This is a genomic window from Lentzea aerocolonigenes (genome assembly GCF_000955955.1).
In the GTDB taxonomy this organism is placed as follows: Bacteria; Actinomycetota; Actinomycetes; order Mycobacteriales; family Pseudonocardiaceae; genus Lentzea; species Lentzea aerocolonigenes_A.
Genome location: NZ_JYJG01000469.1, coordinates 1 through 15467, shown reverse-complemented (window position 1 = coordinate 15467; position 15467 = coordinate 1). Strand labels below are relative to the sequence as shown.

Genomic DNA, 15467 nt, shown 5'->3' with positions numbered 1-15467 from the left:
GGCGCAGGCCGTGGAAGGTCGCTCACGAGGCTTCGACGTTGCAGCGGTTGTCGGGTGGCCGATTGGTGGTGGGGGTCGGCGCTGGGGTGCCGGACGACTACGTGCCGTTCGGTGAGCGGATGTCTCGTGCGGCGGCGCTTTCTGAGGGCGTCGAGTTGTTGCGGGCGTTGTTGTCGGGTGATGTCGTCGACCATCGGGGCGAGCTGTTCCGGGCTGAGGGTGTGCGGTTCGCGCCGGTGGAGGTGCCGTTGTGGATCGGCGGGAACTGGCCGCGTTCGGTTCCGTTCCGGGCGGCGGAGCACGGTGCGGGGGTGGTGCCGGCGACGTTCGTGGACGGCGAGCTGGTGGTGCTCTCCCCTGCCGATGCCGCGCGGATGAAGGCGGATTTCGTGGCGTCGGGTGGGCCGGCTGACTGTGACGTGGCGATGTGGGGTGGTTCGTTGCCGGCGGAGGTGAAGGAGTACGAGGAGGCCGGGGTGACGTGGATGTTCACCGATGGTGGTGCGCGGGAGTTGGAGGAGTTGCGGGCGTTCGTGGTGGCTGGTCCGCCGCGGTCAGGCGCTTAGTCCGTGCTGGGGGGTGCCGATGAGCGCTCGTTCGTCGAGCTGCTCTCCCCCGTCAGGCGCTCAGTCCCCTGAGGAGGGTGTCGAGGTAGCGGCGGGCGGTGGGGAGCCGGTCGGCTGGTCCGTCGCTGTGGACGTAGGTGGCGTAGGCGATGCCGCACATGAGTGGGACGAGGTCGCTGTCGGCGACGTCTTCTCGTACTGCTCCGGCTGCGCGGGCTCGGGTGAGCAGTTCGGTGCCGGTGGCGATGATCTGCTGTTTGAGCTCGGTGGTGCGCGGCAGGGTGTCTGCTGCGGTGGCGGCGACTTTGGCGAGGGCCGGGTCGCTGACCTGTGCTTCGACGAGTCGGGTGAGGAACTCGGAGAAGGCGCGCCAGGTGTCGTGGTCTTCGAGTGCTTTGTTGCCGTGGTCGGCGATGGCTTCGAGGCAGGGCGTGGCGACGGTCTCGAGGAGCGCTTCGGTGGTCGGGAAGTGCCGGTAGACGGTGCCGACGCCGAGTCCCGCGCGGCGGGCGACGTCGTTGAGCTGCAGCGGGGTGCCTTCGTCCACGAGTTCGCGGGCGACGGTGAGGATCCGGTCCCAGTTGCGGGCGGCGTCCTTTCGCAGCGGCGTCATGCCTTCAGTTTAATTGGATACGCCATCCGGAACGCGGGTCTGCGGCAGGTGCTGTTCCGTGAGTCTGCGCACTGCGGTCACCACATGTGGGTCTGTCGCTGCCTTGATGGGCGTCACGGGTGTTCCCTGCGCGTTGATCAGCAAGCCGGTGGTCAGGGTTGGGTCGGTGGCGGCCACGATCGACGAGCGGGCGGCGGCTGAGGCCGGGCCGGAGGTGGATCGTTCGAACCTGCGTCGTACGAGGGGCCAGAGGAGCCGGAGTCCTGGCGAGACGATCTTGGGCTTGCGCGTCGTACCGTTGGTCATGTCGGTGGCGGCGCCTCCGGGATCTGCGGCGAGCACGGTTACTCCGGTCCCCTGCAGTCGTTGGGCGAGGTCGAGGGTGTGGGCGAGGTTCGCGAGCTTGGCGCGTCCGTACCAGTGGAAGCCGTAGTAGCCGCCGGGTGGTTCGGCGTGGTCGAACACCTTCTTGGCCAGTGCGACCGCTGCGGTGGTCACGTTGACGACGCGGCTGGGTGCTCCGGCGGTCAGGGCTGGGAGCAGCAGTTCGGTCAGGAGTGCGGGTGACAGGTGGTTGACCACGAATGTCGCTTCGACGCCGTCGAGGTCGGTGCGGTCTGCGAACATCGCGCCGACGTTGTTGACCAGCACCGCCAGGTCGCCCTCGTTCGCGATCCGTTCGCCGAGGGCCTTCACCTGGTCGAGTGAGGACAGGTCGGCCCGCAGGAACCGGGCGGGTTCCCCTCCCCCGGCGTTGATCCTCTCCACGGCCTGTGCGCCCCGTGAGGCGTCGCGCCCGACGACCGTGACGGCGTATCCGGCCTTCGCCAGCCCGAGCGCCGTCTCCAGCCCGATGCCTCCGGTCCCCGCGGTGACCACTGCCTTGCGTGCCATGACAACCCCAATCCGGATACTCAATCCGATTACCGACGCCGACGCTAGCACACATCCGGATGCACTATCCGCTTCGTGGTCGTGGAGAATGCGGCCGTGGATCTTGGGGTGCTCGGCCAGGCGGCCGGGATGTTCGCGGTGACGAACGTCGACGACCTGGTGATCCTGGCGTTGTTCTTCTCCCGGGCCAAAGCGGTCTGGCAGGTCGTCGCGGGCCAGTACCTGGGTTTCGCGGGCATCCTGGCCGTCGCGGTGCTGGGCGCGCTCGGTGCCTCGCTGCTCCCGGAGCAGTTCCGCCCGTGGCTGGGCCTGATCCCCCTGGCTCTCGGTCTCAAGGCGGCGTGGTCGCTGTGGCGCGGCAACGACGACGATGACGAACCGGACGCCGCGCCGGGCCTCCTCGCCGTGGCGGGTGTGACGCTGGCGAACGGCGGCGACAACATCGGTGTCTACGTGCCGGTCTTCACCGTCGCCGACTCGCTGTGGATCTACGTGGCGGTGTTCCTGGTGCTGGTCGGTGTGTGGTGCCTGGCGGGATGGTTCCTGGCCTCGCGTCAGGTGGTGGCCCGCGCGTTGGCCAAGTGGGGACACATCGCGTTGCCGGTCGTGCTGATCGGCATTGGGCTGTTGGTGTTGTTCTCGGGATGAGCGCGCGCCCGGTCGTGTAAGAAACTTCGGGTGCGAAGGACCTACACCTACAGCGAGGCCGTGCAGATCCTGGGCGGCAAGGACCACCCGGTCGTCGCCGCCATGGACAAGCTGCTGGGCGGCGCGCTGCTCGCGGGTTCGCTGGGGTTGTGGGAGGTTCTGGACCTCTTCGACGCGAAGCCGGACTTCACGCGGCTGTTCTCCGACTTGGCGAACAAGGTGTCGGAGAAGCGGCGGAAGCTCAGCCGTTACGACCGCACGCAGCGGTTGCAGGCGGCGCACGCGGTCGTGGTCGTGACGGCGTTCTTCGAGACGTTGCGCGCGCTGGACCTGCCGTTCTCCTTGTCGGCGCAGGACGACGAGCACGTAGCGACATTCGCTCCGTTCGACCTGCACGTGCCGCTGCCGTCCGCCGCTCGCCCGTACGAGGAGAACCTGGGCGCGATCCTGGACTTCTACCAGGGACTCGCGAACGACCTCTTCGCGGTCATGACCTCGCTGGCGGTGTGGGACGACCTCAACGACACCCAGCGGGACCAGGCGGCTGAGGCGGTCGAGCCACTGCCGGCGATGGCTGTGGGCCGGTACGAGGAGTTGTTCCGGCAGCTCGCGGTGGACTTCCCCGAGGTGGCGTTCTGGTGCTCGGTCGAGGACCACCGGGCGACGCGGGCGGCGTTGGCGCGTCTGGAGGACGCGCTGCGGGACGCCACGACGGACCACGCCGCCGACGAGCGGCTCGCGGAGCTGGCGGGTGTGTACGGGGCGGCACTGCAACGTCCGCTGGTCAGGTCGGCCGAGGTGCCGGCGGGACTGCGGATCCCGACGCTGGGCGAGGCCTATGTGGATCCGCGCTTTCAGGTGCTGGCTTCCACGGTGCGGTCGACGGTCCCGTCGATGGCGGAGGTGTGGCACCGGCTGCCTGAGCGGTCAGACCTCTACGCCTACCTCGTGGGGCACCTGACGTCACCCGCGGCGTTGATGGCTCCGCTGCTGGTGCTGGGTGATCCGGGGTCGGGCAAGTCGGTGCTGACGGAGATGCTCGCGGCCCGGTTGCCGGCGGCGGACTTCGCCGTGGTGCGAGTCGAGCTGCGCAGCACGCCGGTGGACGCGGACCTGGTGCGGCAGATCGAGCACGGCCTGCACCGCCTGCTCGACGAACCGGTCAGCTGGGCCGGGTTCGCGCGGCAGACCGGCGGTGCGCTGCCGGTGGTGATCCTGGACGGGCTGGACGAGCTGATGCAGGCCACCGGGGTGAGCCAGACCCGGTACCTGAGCGTGATCGCGGAGTTCCAGGACAAGCTGCTCGCGAAGTTCCGGCCCGCGGTGTTCGTGGTGACGAGCCGGTTGAGCGTGTGTGCCGGGCTCGAGCTGCCCGAGCAGTCGCACGTGGTGCGGTTGCTCCCGTTCTCCGACACCCAGGTCCGGCAGTGGCTGGACGTGTGGAACGCGCGCAACCAGCCGCTGCCCGCCGAGGTGGCGCTGTCCTACCCGGCGCTGGCCGAGCAGCCGTTGTTGTTGCTGTTGCTGGCTTTGTACGACGCCGTGGACTCCTCGCTGCAGCGTGATCACGCGTCGCTGAGCCAGGGGCAGCTGTACGAGCGGTTGTTGCGGGAGTTCGGCAGGCGTGAGGTCACCAAGTCCTCGGGAGACCGGACGGACGCCGATCTCCGCGACGACGTCGAAGCCGAGCTGGAACGGCTGTCGGTGGTCGCGCTGGCGATGTTCAACCGCGGCGTGCAGTGGGTGGCCGAGCACGAGGTGACCGCGGACCTGGCGAGCCTGCTCGGCGTCGAGTCGCCGAACCGGTCGGCGGGCACGCGCACTCCCCTGTCCGCCGGCGAGTCCGTGCTCGGGCGGTTCTTCTTCGTGCAGACGTCCGAGGCGGTCCGGGAAGACCACACGACGTTGCGGACCTACGAGTTCCTGCACGCGACGTTCGGGGAGTACCTGGTGGCCCGGTACGTGTGGCGGACGCTGCTGGACCTGAGCCGGGCGGATGCGGTCAGGTCCCGGCGCAAGTCCACTGTGGACGACGTCGAGCTGTACAGCGTGCTGTCGTTCACCGCGCTCACGACGAGCAAGCCGGTGCTGGACTTCTTGCGCGAGTTCGCGGGCGAGGCCGATCGTGACGCGCTGTTCGACCTCGTGGTGCGGTTGTTCGCGGCACGCAACGAGCGGCGGCTTGATCGTGGCGCCTATGAGCCCAACCAGATGACGGACTCCGCGCGGGATGCGACGTACTCGCTGAACCTCGTCTCGTTGGCGCTGGTGTTGCGCGACCGGGTCTACGCCCCGGATCTGCGGGTGAGTGTCGAGGACTGGCAGCGGGAGACGTTGTTCTGGAAGTCGCGGCTGGCGTCCGCCGAGTGGGCGAGCGTGGTGCGCGGGTTCTTTGTCGAGCGGCACCGCCACCGTCATTTCGCGGTCAGCCTCCGCACCGGGACCGGGGACACGGACCCGGACTGGGGGCTGATGGCGGAGCCGTACGTGACGCTCGACGACGTCGCCATGACGTTGCGAGACGCGGTCACGCCGCTCGCGGCGGAGTACGGCATCGAGATCACCGCCGCATTGATCGAACTGTCGGCGACACCGGTCGAGAAGTGCCTGCGCGCGCTGCTTCGGTTTTCCGAGATCGGGGTGCCCCTAGAGCTGTTCCTCGAACAGATCTGTGGGCGGATCGGACGAGGTGGTGACGATCTCGCGATCTTGGACGAACTGGGTGCGTCCGTGGGAAATACGGCAGACCCCGAGGTTCTGGACGCGTGGCTGCGGCTGCACGAGCGGGAATTCCGGTTCCTTGATGACCGCGCCTATCCCGACGTGGATGAGTACCTGTCCCGGATCGACGTTTTCGAGGTGACCGCGGGACGTCCGGACCTGCTCAAGCGGGCCAGTGCGGCTGCTGCCGAGCTGGGTCTTGGATGGCCGCCGCGAGACCCTCGGCAAGTCTGGCCAGATCAGCCTCGCTGAGGTCGCGCTCCCCCACCCGCCGCAGGATCTCCGAACGGGAGCACACGACAACGGCGCCTGTGTAGCCGCCCAGTTCGGCTGCGGCGACGATCTCGGTTGTGCCGTTGTGCACCACCAGGATCGGGTCCGGGGTGTCGGTGTAGAGCAGGCGCTCGATGTCCCGTCCGGTGATGGCCATGCTCAGTCTTGTACGGCGCGGGCGTAGCGCGCCGCAAGAGAGCGAACGTGTGCCACGAGTTCCGGTGGTGAGGTGACGTCGAAGTCGTAGCCGAGCATGCCGAGCCACACCGAGAGCGTCTCGACGGAGTCGGCGCCGGTGACGAGGACGCAGGAGGAGTCGTCGACAGCTTCGACGGTGCCGACGGCGGCGGTGATGCGGGCGGCGACGGCGTCGGCCGGGGCGTGGACCAGGACGCGGGCGTGGAAGCGCCAGGCGGCCGCGGTGACGCGGGAGGCGACGTGGGTGGTGGCGTCGAACTCGCGCGGGGTGAAGCGCGGGCCGTGCGGTGGGATCGGTGGGGAGATGCGGTCGACGCGGAAGCTGCGCCAGTCGGACCGGTCGGCGTCCCAGGCGACGAGGTACCAGCGGCGGCCCCAGTTGACCAGGCGGTGCGGTTGCACACGGCGGCGTGAGGGCGTGCCATCGTGGGCGCTGTAGTCGAAGCGGATGGTCTCGCTGTCGCGGCAGGCCGCGGCCAGTGTGGACAGCAGTTCGGGGTCGAGTGCGGGGGCTGGGGAGTCTCTGGGGACGGACTCGACGTGCTGCAGGGCCGAGACGCGGTGGCGCAGGCGTGACGGGAGCACCTGTTCGAGCTTGAGCAGTGCGCGCAGGGAGACCTCTTCCAGGCCGGTGACGGCGTTGGTGCGCAGGGCGGCGGCGACGGCGACGGCCTCGTTGTCGTCGAGCAGCAGCGGTGGGAGTTCGGCGCCGGCGCCGAGGCGGTAGCCGCCGAAGCTGCCGGTGGTGGCGTTCACGGGGTAGCCGAGCTCGCGTAGCCGGTCGACGTCGCGGCGGACGGTGCGCTGGCTGATCTGCAGCTCGTCGGCGAGCTCGGAGCCCTGCCAGTCGCGGCGGGACTGCAGCAAGGCGAGCAGGCGGAGCAGGCGCGCCGAAGTTTCCAACATGGACGCAGACTTTAGGACAGGAGCTGGCCACAATGCCGAATAGCGTCGGTGTCATGACGGAGATCAGGGAGTTCCACATCGCGGTCGACGAGGCGGACGTCGAGGAGCTGAAGTTCCGGCTGGCGCGGACGCGGTGGACGGACCAGATGCCCGGCGCGGGCTCGGCCTACGGTGACGACGTCGCGAAGGTCCAGGAGATGGCCCGGTACTGGGCGGAGGAGTTCGACTGGCGGGCGGTGGAGCGCAGGCTCAACTCGTTCCCGCAGTTCGTCACCGAGATCGACGGTACGAACGTGCACTTCCTGCACGTGCGCAGCGAGAACCCGGACGCGTTGCCGTTGCTGCTGATCCACGGCTGGCCGGGGTCGATCATGGAGTTCGTGGACGTAATCGAGCACCTGCGCGAGGAGTTCCACCTGGTGATCCCCTCGATCCCGGGCTTCGGGTTCTCCGGGCCGACCGTGGAGCAGGGCTGGCACTCCGGGCGCATCGGCAAGGCGTTCGCCGAGCTCATGGCGCGGCTGGGGTACGAGCGGTACGGGGTGCACGGCAACGACGCGGGCTCGCTCATCGGGCCGGAGATCGGCCGGGCCGATCCCGAGCACGCCGCCGGGATCCACGTGACGCAGATCTTCTCGTTCCCCTCGGGAGACCCGGCCGAGATGGAGGGGCTGACCGACGACGACTACCGGCGGCTGGGCGTGTTGCAGAACTTCTACGAGAACCTGTCGGGCTTCCAGAAGCTGCAGCAGGCGCGGCCGCAGAACGTCGCGTTCGCGCTCGCGGAATCCCCCGCCGGCCAGCTCGCCTGGACCATGCAGCTGATGGGCGAACCGGCTGTGACCAGGGACTTCCTGCTCGCGAACGTGTCGATCTACTGGTTCACCCGCACCGCCGGATCCTCGGCGCGGCTGTACTACGAGGACGCGCACCGCGAGGACTCCCCCACCGAGCCGACGACCGTGCCGATCGGGGTGGCGGTCTTCGCGGACGACTTCCAGACCATCCGCCGCTTCGCCGAGCGCGATCACCGCAACCTGGTGCACTGGTCGGAGTTCGACACCGGCGGGCACTACTCCGGGCACGACGCGCCGGAACTCCTGGCGGGCGACCTGAAGGTGTTCTTCGCGAAGATGTAGTGCATGCCGCAATGGATGGAAGCAGGACTGTGGGGACTGGCAGGCGGCGGGGCGCTCGTGGCGGGCGCTCTCGTCGCCTGGTTCCTGCGCGTGCCCCGCGACGTCGTCGCCGTGGTGATGGCGTTCGGTGCGGGGGTGCTGACCGCGGCGGCGGCGTTCGAGCTGATGGACGAGGCCGAGAAGAACGGCGGGCTGCTCGCCACCTCCGCCGGGTTCCTCGGTGGCGCGGTGATCTACGTGCTGGCGAACGTCCTGCTGTCCCGGCACGGCGCCCGGCACCGCAAGCGCAGCCGCAACCAGCCGTCCGAGGCCGACCAGGCCGGCAGTGGCACGGCGATCGCGGTCGGCGCGCTGCTCGACGGGGTGCCCGAGTCGGTCGTGCTCGGCGTCTCGCTGCTGGGTGGTGGCGGGATCGGCGTGACGATGCTCGCCGCGGTGGTCATCTCGAACGTCCCGGAAGGACTGTCCAGCGTCGCCGGCATGAAGCAGGCCGGGCGTGGCGCGCGGTACGTGTTCGGGGTGTGGGGTGCGATCGCGGTCGCGAGCGGGATCTCGGCGGCGCTGGGGAACCTGCTGCTCGACGGCGCGTCGCCGCAGCTGATCGCGGTGATCACGGCGGTCGCCGCCGGGGCGATCCTGGCGATGATCGCGGACACGATGATCCCCGAGGCCTACGAACGCGCCCGCCTCTACACCGGACTGTGCACCACGGCCGGGTTCCTGACGGCGTTCGTGGTGGAACGACTGGGGTAGCGCGCCGGCGCGCGCTCGGGTGGAACGGCTGGGTGAGTTCGCTGGCGTCCCTGTGCCGAGAGCGGTAGGACGGCACGCATGGGTGTTCCGCTGGTGGACTTGTCCGGGTGGTTCGACGGCACCGGGCGTGCCGAGGTCGCGGCGCGCGTCGACGCGGCGCTCAAGGAGTCGGGGTTCCTACTGGTCACCGGGCACGGCGTGCCCGCAGAGCTGCGTGACCGGACCCGTGAGCTGACGCGCAGGTTCTTCGCGCTGCCCACCGAGCGGAAGCAGCCCTACGCCGTGCGCACCGGCGGCCGCGGCTGGCTGCCACCCGACGTGCAGGCCACCGGCCGGGCCGACGGCGCGATGGCACCCCCGGACCTGAAGGAGACGCTGACGTTCGGCTCGGACGCCGGTGGTGACGACCCGTTCTTCTTCCGCCCCAACGTCTTCCCGGCCGAAGTACCCGAGCTCGAACCGGTCGTCACCGACTACCTGCGCCGGATGCGGGAGCTGGCCGACGAGCTGCTGACGATCTTCGCGGTCGCGCTCGGCGAGCCGGAGGACATGTTCACCCGCCACACCCGCACGCCCTCGTACAACATGAACGTCAACCACTACCCGGCACTCGAGCAGGTCGGCCCCGCCGGGCCCGGCCAGTTCCGCATCGGCGAGCACACCGACTTCGGCACCGTCACGATCCTCGACCGCCAGCACGGCGTCGGCGGGCTGCAGGTCCGCACGAAAGACGGGGTGTGGGAGGACGCGCCGTTCGACCCGGACGCGTTCACCATCAACATCGGCGACCTGATGGCCCGCTGGGTGTCTGACCGGTGGCGCTCCACCCCGCACCGCGTCCTGCCGCCCGACGCCTCCGCACCCGACGAGGACCTGGTGTCGCTCATCTTCTTCTACAACACCGACACCGACGCCCGGATCGTCTCGCTCGACGGCCGCTACCCCGAGGTCGGTGGCGGCGACTACCTCAAAGCCAAGCTTGAAGCGATCTCCATCGGGTAAACAGAGGGCATGGCGATCGGTGAGCTCCACGACGTGGTCTTCGACTGCCCAGACCCGGACGCGCTGGCCGAGTTCTACCGGCAGCTCGTCGGCGGGGAGATCCTCGACTCCGACGGCCACTGGACCACCCTCGCGACACCGCGCGGGCGGGTGTCGTTCCAGCGCGTCGACGACTACTCGCCACCGAAGTGGCCAGGCCAGGAACACCCGCAGCAGATCCACCTCGACGTCAAGGTGGCGAACCTCGACGAGTCCGAGCCGCTCGTGCTGGAGCTCGGCGCGACCCGGCTCGACGGAGCGCCCAACGGTTTCCGCGTCTACGCCGACCCCGCCGGCCACCCGTTCTGCCTCGTCACGAGCTAGGCACGCCACACGGTCGCGCTGCGGGTCTCGGTGCTCTCCAGCGTGAGCGGCACCGGCACCTCGTAGCGGGCCTGCGCGCGGAACCTGTCCCGCGGCAGGTGCGCCCGATCCGGGTCGCCCAACAACACCAGCGCGCCCCTCGCCGCGGCGCGCGTCAGGAACGGCAGCACCAGCGCCGTGATGTCCGCGTCGTAGAAGACGTCGCCGGCCAGCACGACGTCGGCGCCGTGGGCGTCACTGTCGAGCTGGTCACCGGGCAACGTGCGCACCGCGACGCCGTTGACCGCCGCGTTGAGCTGCACCGCCGCGAGCGAGAGCGGGTCGATGTCGTTCGCGGTCACCGAATCCGCGCCCGCCAGCGCCGCCGCGATCGCGACCAGCCCCGACCCCGACGCCAGGTCGAACACCTTCCGGTCCCGCACCAGCCCGGGGTGGTCGAGCAGGTGCCGCGCGAGAGCCTGGCCCCCTGCCCACGGGAACGCCCAGAACGGCGGCTGGTCGTGGTCGGTCAGCTCCCACAGGTCCATCGCCTCGACCGCGCTGTGCAACAGCACCTCGGGGACCAGCGGCACCGGCGTGAGGGTCGTGTTGGCGAGCACGAAGTCGGTGAGCGTGGGCGCGGACATGACGGAGAAGCTTAGGGGCAGCGCTGTCGCCGCCCGCAGAGGCGAAAGTCCGCAGGTTCACGCGGGGAGCCACGCGCAGCGGGCGGCTCGCCCCTGTGCCGAAGGGACGGCGGCGCACCGGGCGCGAGGTCACGTCCCGCCCGTGACACGCAGGATCGCGCCCGTCGCGTAGGACGACTCCTCCGACAGCAGCCACGCGATGGCGTTCGCGATCTCCTCGGCCTCACCCGGCCTGCCCATCGGCACCCGCCCGGCGACCTTGTCCGGCCGGTCGGGCTGGCCGGAGAGCTGGTGGATGTCGGTGCGGATCGTGCCCGGCTGCACGCAGTTGACCCGGATCCCGCGCGGCGCGAGCTCCTTGCCCAGCCCGATCGTCAACGCGTCCACGGCGGCCTTCGTCGCGGCGTAGTGCACGTACTCACCCGGACTGCCCAGCGTCGCCGCCCCCGACGACACGTTCACGATCGCGCCCCGCGTCATGCGCCGGGAGGCCTCGCGGGCCACGAAGAACGCGCCCATCACGTTCACGTCCACCACCCGCCGCAGGTCCTCGGTCCGCAGCTGCGCGAGCGGGCCGGACGGTGAGGTGATGCCGGCGTTGTTCACCACGCCCGTGATGTCGTCGCCCGCCTCGTCGAACAGCCGCGCGACGTCGTCCTCGTTGCTCGTGTCGGCCCGCACGGCCAGGACACCGAGCTCCTTCTCCAGCAAGCGCGCCTCGTCGGCGGCCTGGCGGTAGCTGATCACGACCCGATGCCCGTCCCGCACGAGCCTGCGCGCGGTCGCGGCACCGATACCCCGGCTTCCCCCGGTGATCACCGTTGTCATGCCACTCACCCTAGTGCGTATACTCGGCACCGAGTATTTGGGAGCGGATATGTCGTTCAAGCGCATGAACCCCCTGGCCCTGGCGGTGCTGGCCCTGCTGGCCGAGCGACCGATGCACCCCTACGAGATGGCGCAGACCATGCGCGAACGCCACCAGGAGGAGGTCATCAAGCTCAACTACGGCTCGCTCTACACCGTCGTCGAGCAGCTCGCCAAACACGAGCTGATCACCGCCAGCGCCACCCAGAAAGCCGGCAACCGCCCCGAACGCACCGTCTACGCGATCACCGACACCGGCACCGCGGAGCTGCACGACTGGCTGCGCGAGCTCATCGCCGTGCCCGCCAAGGAGTACCCGCGGTTCGAGGCCGGCATCTCGATGGTCGGCCTGCTGCCCCCGGACGACGCGCTGGCCGTCGTCGAACAGCGGTGCGCGGCCGTGGACGAGCAGCTCACCGCGCTGGCCGTGCTGCTGGAGAGGCTCGCGGGCATGGGCCTGCCGCAGCTCGCCTGGATCGAGCTCGACTACCGGATGGCCATGTTGCGTGCCGAACGCGCCTGGCTCACCTGGTTCGCCACCGCCACCCGCGAGGGGGCGGTCGGCGGCTACGACCACTGGGAGGGTAAACACCGATGAAACTGCTGTTCGAGGTGTCCGGGGTGGTGCGCGCGCCGCTGGAGGACGTGCGGGAGCGCATGTTCGCCGACGCCGGGGAGTCCGGGTCGCACCGGCTCGTCGACCGCGCACAGGGCGTGATCGCCTACTGGGGCGACTGGTGGTACCGCGGCGAGGACTCCCTGCACCCCCACCCCGAGGGCGCACTGGTCGTGCACCGCGTCTACAACATCGCCAAGCAGGGCAACTGGGCCCCGTACCTGGCCAACAAGCTGTTCATCGGCTACCGCGCCCGGCTGGAGGCCGGCATGCGCGAACGGGTGAGGCAGCTCGAAGCCGGGTAGCCGTGCACCACTGATGTTCAAGCCGAGGAGGTTTAGGTAAGGGTGTCCTTATTCCTCACCCGAACGGCCGTATAGAGTGTGCAGATGAGGTGCTCGGTGCTCTCCGATTTCGCGGGCGAACCGCTGGCCGGCACGGCCGCGACCGCGACCGCCTGGCTGTGTCTCGAACAGCCGGGCCCGTGGGGGCGCGACGCGATCGTGCAGAGCCACCTCGACCCCGAACTCGGCGCCGAGCTGCAGCGCCGCGCCGCCGGCACCGGGGTGCGCATCCTGCTGATCCGCCGCCCCGGCAGGCACGCCGACACCCACGTCGGCGGCAGCCGCCGCGTGTACCTGGCCTCGACGAAGCCCGGTGCCTCGTGGCTCGAGCAGGCCGACCTGGCCGCGCCGGAGGAGGCCCTGGAGCTCGACTTCGAGGCGCTGGGCCAGGGGCGTTCGACCGCGTTCGGCACGCCGGTCGAAGATCCGCTGCTGCTCGTGTGCACCAACAGCAAACGCGACGTCTGCTGCGCGTTGTACGGGCGCCCGATCGCCACCGCCCTGAACCTCTGGGAGTGCACCCACACCGGCGGGCACCGGTTCGCGCCCACCGGAGTGCTGCTGCCGACCGGTCACCTGTACGGGCGACTCGACCACCAGCTGGCGCAGCGCGTGGTCACCGAGGGCATCGTCGCCGACCGCTGTCGTGGCCGCTCCTGCTTCACCCCCAGGGGCCAGGTCGCCGAGGTGGCCGTGCGCGCGCAGATCGGCGAGACCCGCGACGTGCTCACCGTCGTCGGCGAGACCGAGGACTCGGCGACCGTGCGGCACGCCGACGGCCGGGAGTGGCGGGTGACGCTGACCGAGCAACCCGTGCCGCCGCGGCCCGCGAGCTGCGGGAAGTCCCCCGACATCGCCATCGCCCTGGTCGCGACTGCGGTTGACCAGCTGGTCGGGGTCTGCCGATAACGTTGATCAGGTGCCCAGACTGATCCACCTCAACGGCCCCACCGGGGTCGGCAAGTCGACCATCGCCGCCCGCTACGCCGCCGAGCACCCCAGGACGCTCAACCTCGACGCCGATGAGATCGTCCGGCTCATCGGCGGCTGGCAGGACGACTTCCTCGGCACCGTCGACCTCGTCCGTCCGCTCGCGATCACCATGGCGAAGCACCACCTGGCGTCCGGGCACGACGTGGTGATGCCGCAACTGGTGAACAGGCACGACCAGCGCGACCTGTTCGCGCGGGCCGCGCGATCCGTGGGCGCGGACTACCAGGAGCTCGTGCTGCTCGCCCCCGCCGAGGTCGCCGTCGGGCGGTTCCGGGGACGGTCGCACCACATCGACGGTGTGGTCGAGACGCTCGGCGGGGAGGCGTTGATCAACCGGATCTGCGGGCAGTTCGCCGCCTACGTCACGCCCGAGTCCGTCGTCATCCAGACCGCGGGCCAGGACCCCGGCGAGACGTACGAAACGATGATCGCGGCCCTGACCCGCGCAGTAGCGTGATCGCCATGGGTCCCCTGCTGAGCACACATCCCGTCCACCGAAGACGTTTCGGCGGCCTGGTCGCGCTGACCGTGTCGCTGATCTGCTCGCTGCTGGTCGTGGCGGCGTTCGTCCTCGACTTCGACGGCGCCGAGCTCGCGCTGCTGGCCTTCGCGTTCCCCCTGCTGATCTCCGTGCCCGCGGCCGTGGTGATGCTGCGCAACTCCCGGATCCAGGAGGCGTTCGAGCTGCACGAGGGCGGGCTCGCCCAGGTCAGGAACGGCGTGCGGCGGGCATGGGAGTGGGACCAGGTCCGCGCGATCGACCTCACCCCGCGCGGCACCGACCTGATCTGCGCAGTCCGGTTCGACGACGACGAGGTCGTGGGCTTCTCCGCGTCCGACACCGACGACGGCCTCGCGATCACGGATGCGCTCGGCGAGCACTGCGCCGACGCCCTCCGGCGACCGGCCAGAACGCAACGCCGGATCGGTGCGATGGCCGCGATCACCCTGGCCGGCGCGGGCGGTGCGGCAGCGGCGATCTGGGCTGCGTTGCAGACGGTCGCGGACGACGGCGGCACGCACTTCGGCCTGGCCATGGTCGCGGTCACCGGCTTCGTGACCGCGGTGATCACCGGGGTTGCGCTGATCGCCGTTCTGCGGGCGCCTCGGCCGAGCTAGGCGCGGTCGCGGAGAACACCCCGATGCCCAGCGCGTACGGGTCGTCGAGCCCCACTGTCTCGAGCGTGTCCAGCGGCAACGCGAGCAGTGAGATCGCCACGCCCAGGAAGTAGGCGTCCAGCAACCCCGTGTCCCGCACGGTCGAGGGCAGCCCGGCGGCTTGCTGGAGCGCGGCACCCGCTTCGGCGTTGGCCAGCACCATCCCCGACAACGCCTGGCGCACGCCCGGACGGCGCACGGCCTCCAGGTAGAGCTCCACCATCGCGAGCATCTGCGTCGGGTCGTCGGCGACCGCGCGCCGCAGCAGCGCCGGATAGAGCTCGGCGACGTCGGTGGGGCTGATGTCGGCCGGCGTGGTCTCGCGCAGCCGGTCGACGGCGGCACGGTGCAGCGAGGTCATCCTGGCCGCGCAGGCCTCGAGGATCTTCTCGCGCGTCGGGAAGTAGTTCTTGGTCGTGCCGATGGGGACGCCGGCCTCGCGGTCGATCGCGCGGTGGGTCAGTCCCCGGCCGCCTTCCACCGCGAGGATCTGGATCGCGGTGTCGCACAGAAGATCACGACGGCTCACGGTCCGGGACACTAGCAAGATCACCACGGGTGTGGTGAATCGGGGCGAACGTGCTGGTCCCGGCAGTCGCGGTGATCACTCCGCGCTCCACCACCAGGAACAGGCCGCAGACGCATCTGACATACGACACCGAGCGGTGCGAGGAGACGGAAGAAGTGCAGGACCAGGAGCACGCGGGGCAGGTGGCGATCATGTCCACCAGCGTGCTGTCATGGTCTAGTGCATTTCAACCCTTACGGCGGGGGGGGGGGGGGGGGC

At 70.0% G+C, this 15467-nt stretch carries 19 protein-coding genes; 12 read left to right on the top strand and 7 right to left on the bottom strand.

The genetic code is table 11. The features are described from left to right. A partial coding sequence (locus UK23_RS49485; RefSeq protein ID WP_156213826.1) for an LLM class flavin-dependent oxidoreductase occupies window positions 1-566 on the top strand: 566 nt, incomplete at its 5' end. A gap of 52 nt (window positions 567-618) precedes the next feature. On the opposite strand, the gene UK23_RS43925 is transcribed toward UK23_RS49485, so the two are convergent. Further along, entirely contained in the window at window positions 619-1179 is a 561-nt protein-coding gene (locus tag UK23_RS43925; RefSeq protein ID WP_045317766.1) for a TetR/AcrR family transcriptional regulator, read from the bottom strand. Window positions 1180-1188: 9 nt separating this feature from the next. Next, window positions 1189-2073 carry an SDR family NAD(P)-dependent oxidoreductase gene (locus tag UK23_RS43920; RefSeq protein ID WP_045317765.1) on the bottom strand — a complete coding sequence of 295 codons (885 nt, stop codon included), beginning with the start codon at window positions 2071-2073 and terminating at the stop codon, window positions 1189-1191. 129 nt (window positions 2074-2202) lie between these two features. Here UK23_RS43920 and UK23_RS43915 point away from each other — a divergent pair, with 129 nt between their 5' ends. Both UK23_RS43915 and UK23_RS43910 read left to right on the top strand, forming a co-directional pair. Next, entirely contained in the window at window positions 2203-2721 is a 519-nt protein-coding gene (locus tag UK23_RS43915) for a cadmium resistance transporter (protein ID WP_419503929.1), read from the top strand. A 30-nt stretch (window positions 2722-2751) separates the two neighbouring features. Then, the gene (locus UK23_RS43910; protein WP_052685582.1) at window positions 2752-5694 is read left to right on the top strand and encodes an NACHT domain-containing protein; all 2943 of its coding nucleotides are present in this window, start codon (window positions 2752-2754) and stop codon (window positions 5692-5694) included. Here UK23_RS43910 and UK23_RS52320 read toward each other — a convergent pair. Together UK23_RS52320 and UK23_RS43900 are read right to left on the bottom strand one after the other, a co-directional pair. Then, the gene (locus UK23_RS52320; RefSeq protein ID WP_045317764.1) at window positions 5606-5872 is read right to left on the bottom strand and encodes a hypothetical protein; all 267 of its coding nucleotides are present in this window, start codon (window positions 5870-5872) and stop codon (window positions 5606-5608) included. The genes UK23_RS43910 and UK23_RS52320 overlap by 89 nt on opposite strands. A gap of 2 nt (window positions 5873-5874) precedes the next feature. Continuing rightward, window positions 5875-6819 carry a helix-turn-helix transcriptional regulator gene (locus tag UK23_RS43900; protein ID WP_045317763.1) on the bottom strand — a complete coding sequence of 315 codons (945 nt, stop codon included), beginning with the start codon at window positions 6817-6819 and terminating at the stop codon, window positions 5875-5877. Window positions 6820-6872: 53 nt separating this feature from the next. Here UK23_RS43900 and UK23_RS43895 point away from each other — a divergent pair, with 53 nt between their 5' ends. From UK23_RS43895 to UK23_RS43880, 4 genes are all read left to right on the top strand, one after another. Next, window positions 6873-7958 (top strand): epoxide hydrolase family protein, encoded by a 1086-nt coding sequence (locus UK23_RS43895; protein WP_231114957.1) that lies wholly within the window; start codon window positions 6873-6875, stop codon window positions 7956-7958. Window positions 7959-7961: 3 nt separating this feature from the next. Beyond that, on the top strand, window positions 7962-8711 hold the full coding sequence (locus tag UK23_RS43890) for a ZIP family metal transporter (RefSeq protein WP_045317761.1): 750 nt from the start codon (window positions 7962-7964) through the stop codon (window positions 8709-8711). Between the two features lie 78 nt (window positions 8712-8789). Next, window positions 8790-9713 carry an isopenicillin N synthase family dioxygenase gene (locus UK23_RS43885; RefSeq protein ID WP_045317760.1) on the top strand — a complete coding sequence of 308 codons (924 nt, stop codon included), beginning with the start codon at window positions 8790-8792 and terminating at the stop codon, window positions 9711-9713. 9 nt (window positions 9714-9722) lie between these two features. Beyond that, window positions 9723-10076 carry a VOC family protein gene (locus tag UK23_RS43880; RefSeq protein ID WP_045317759.1) on the top strand — a complete coding sequence of 118 codons (354 nt, stop codon included), beginning with the start codon at window positions 9723-9725 and terminating at the stop codon, window positions 10074-10076. Here the strand turns inward: UK23_RS43880 and UK23_RS43875 are convergent. Together UK23_RS43875 and UK23_RS43870 are read right to left on the bottom strand one after the other, a co-directional pair. Next, window positions 10073-10702 carry a class I SAM-dependent methyltransferase gene (locus UK23_RS43875; RefSeq protein ID WP_045317758.1) on the bottom strand — a complete coding sequence of 210 codons (630 nt, stop codon included), beginning with the start codon at window positions 10700-10702 and terminating at the stop codon, window positions 10073-10075. The two genes, UK23_RS43880 and UK23_RS43875, sit on opposite strands and share 4 nt — an antisense overlap. A gap of 129 nt (window positions 10703-10831) precedes the next feature. Then, window positions 10832-11530, bottom strand: coding sequence for an SDR family NAD(P)-dependent oxidoreductase (locus UK23_RS43870; RefSeq protein WP_045317757.1), 699 nt, complete (start codon window positions 11528-11530; stop codon window positions 10832-10834). 49 nt (window positions 11531-11579) lie between these two features. Here UK23_RS43870 and UK23_RS53360 point away from each other — a divergent pair, with 49 nt between their 5' ends. The 5 genes from UK23_RS53360 (at window position 11580) to UK23_RS43845 (ending at window position 14641) form a co-directional block, all read left to right on the top strand. Beyond that, entirely contained in the window at window positions 11580-12167 is a 588-nt protein-coding gene (locus UK23_RS53360) for a PadR family transcriptional regulator (protein WP_045317756.1), read from the top strand. Next, window positions 12164-12490, top strand: a complete 327-nt coding sequence (locus UK23_RS53355) for a hypothetical protein (RefSeq protein ID WP_052685581.1) — start codon at window positions 12164-12166, stop codon at window positions 12488-12490. The genes UK23_RS53360 and UK23_RS53355 overlap by 4 nt, the downstream gene beginning before the upstream one ends. A gap of 84 nt (window positions 12491-12574) precedes the next feature. After that, a complete protein-coding gene (locus UK23_RS43855; RefSeq protein ID WP_045317767.1) occupies window positions 12575-13438 on the top strand; it encodes a sucrase ferredoxin in 864 nt (287 codons plus the stop codon). Window positions 13439-13448: 10 nt separating this feature from the next. Next, entirely contained in the window at window positions 13449-13979 is a 531-nt protein-coding gene (locus UK23_RS43850; protein WP_045317755.1) for an AAA family ATPase, read from the top strand. Window positions 13980-13984: 5 nt separating this feature from the next. Further along, complete coding sequence (locus tag UK23_RS43845) at window positions 13985-14641, top strand: hypothetical protein (RefSeq protein ID WP_156213825.1); 657 nt, start codon at window positions 13985-13987, stop codon at window positions 14639-14641. Here the strand turns inward: UK23_RS43845 and UK23_RS43840 are convergent. Further along, a complete protein-coding gene (locus tag UK23_RS43840) occupies window positions 14592-15209 on the bottom strand; it encodes a TetR/AcrR family transcriptional regulator (RefSeq protein ID WP_231114956.1) in 618 nt (205 codons plus the stop codon). The two genes, UK23_RS43845 and UK23_RS43840, sit on opposite strands and share 50 nt — an antisense overlap. Between the last annotated feature and the right edge of the window lie 258 nt (window positions 15210-15467).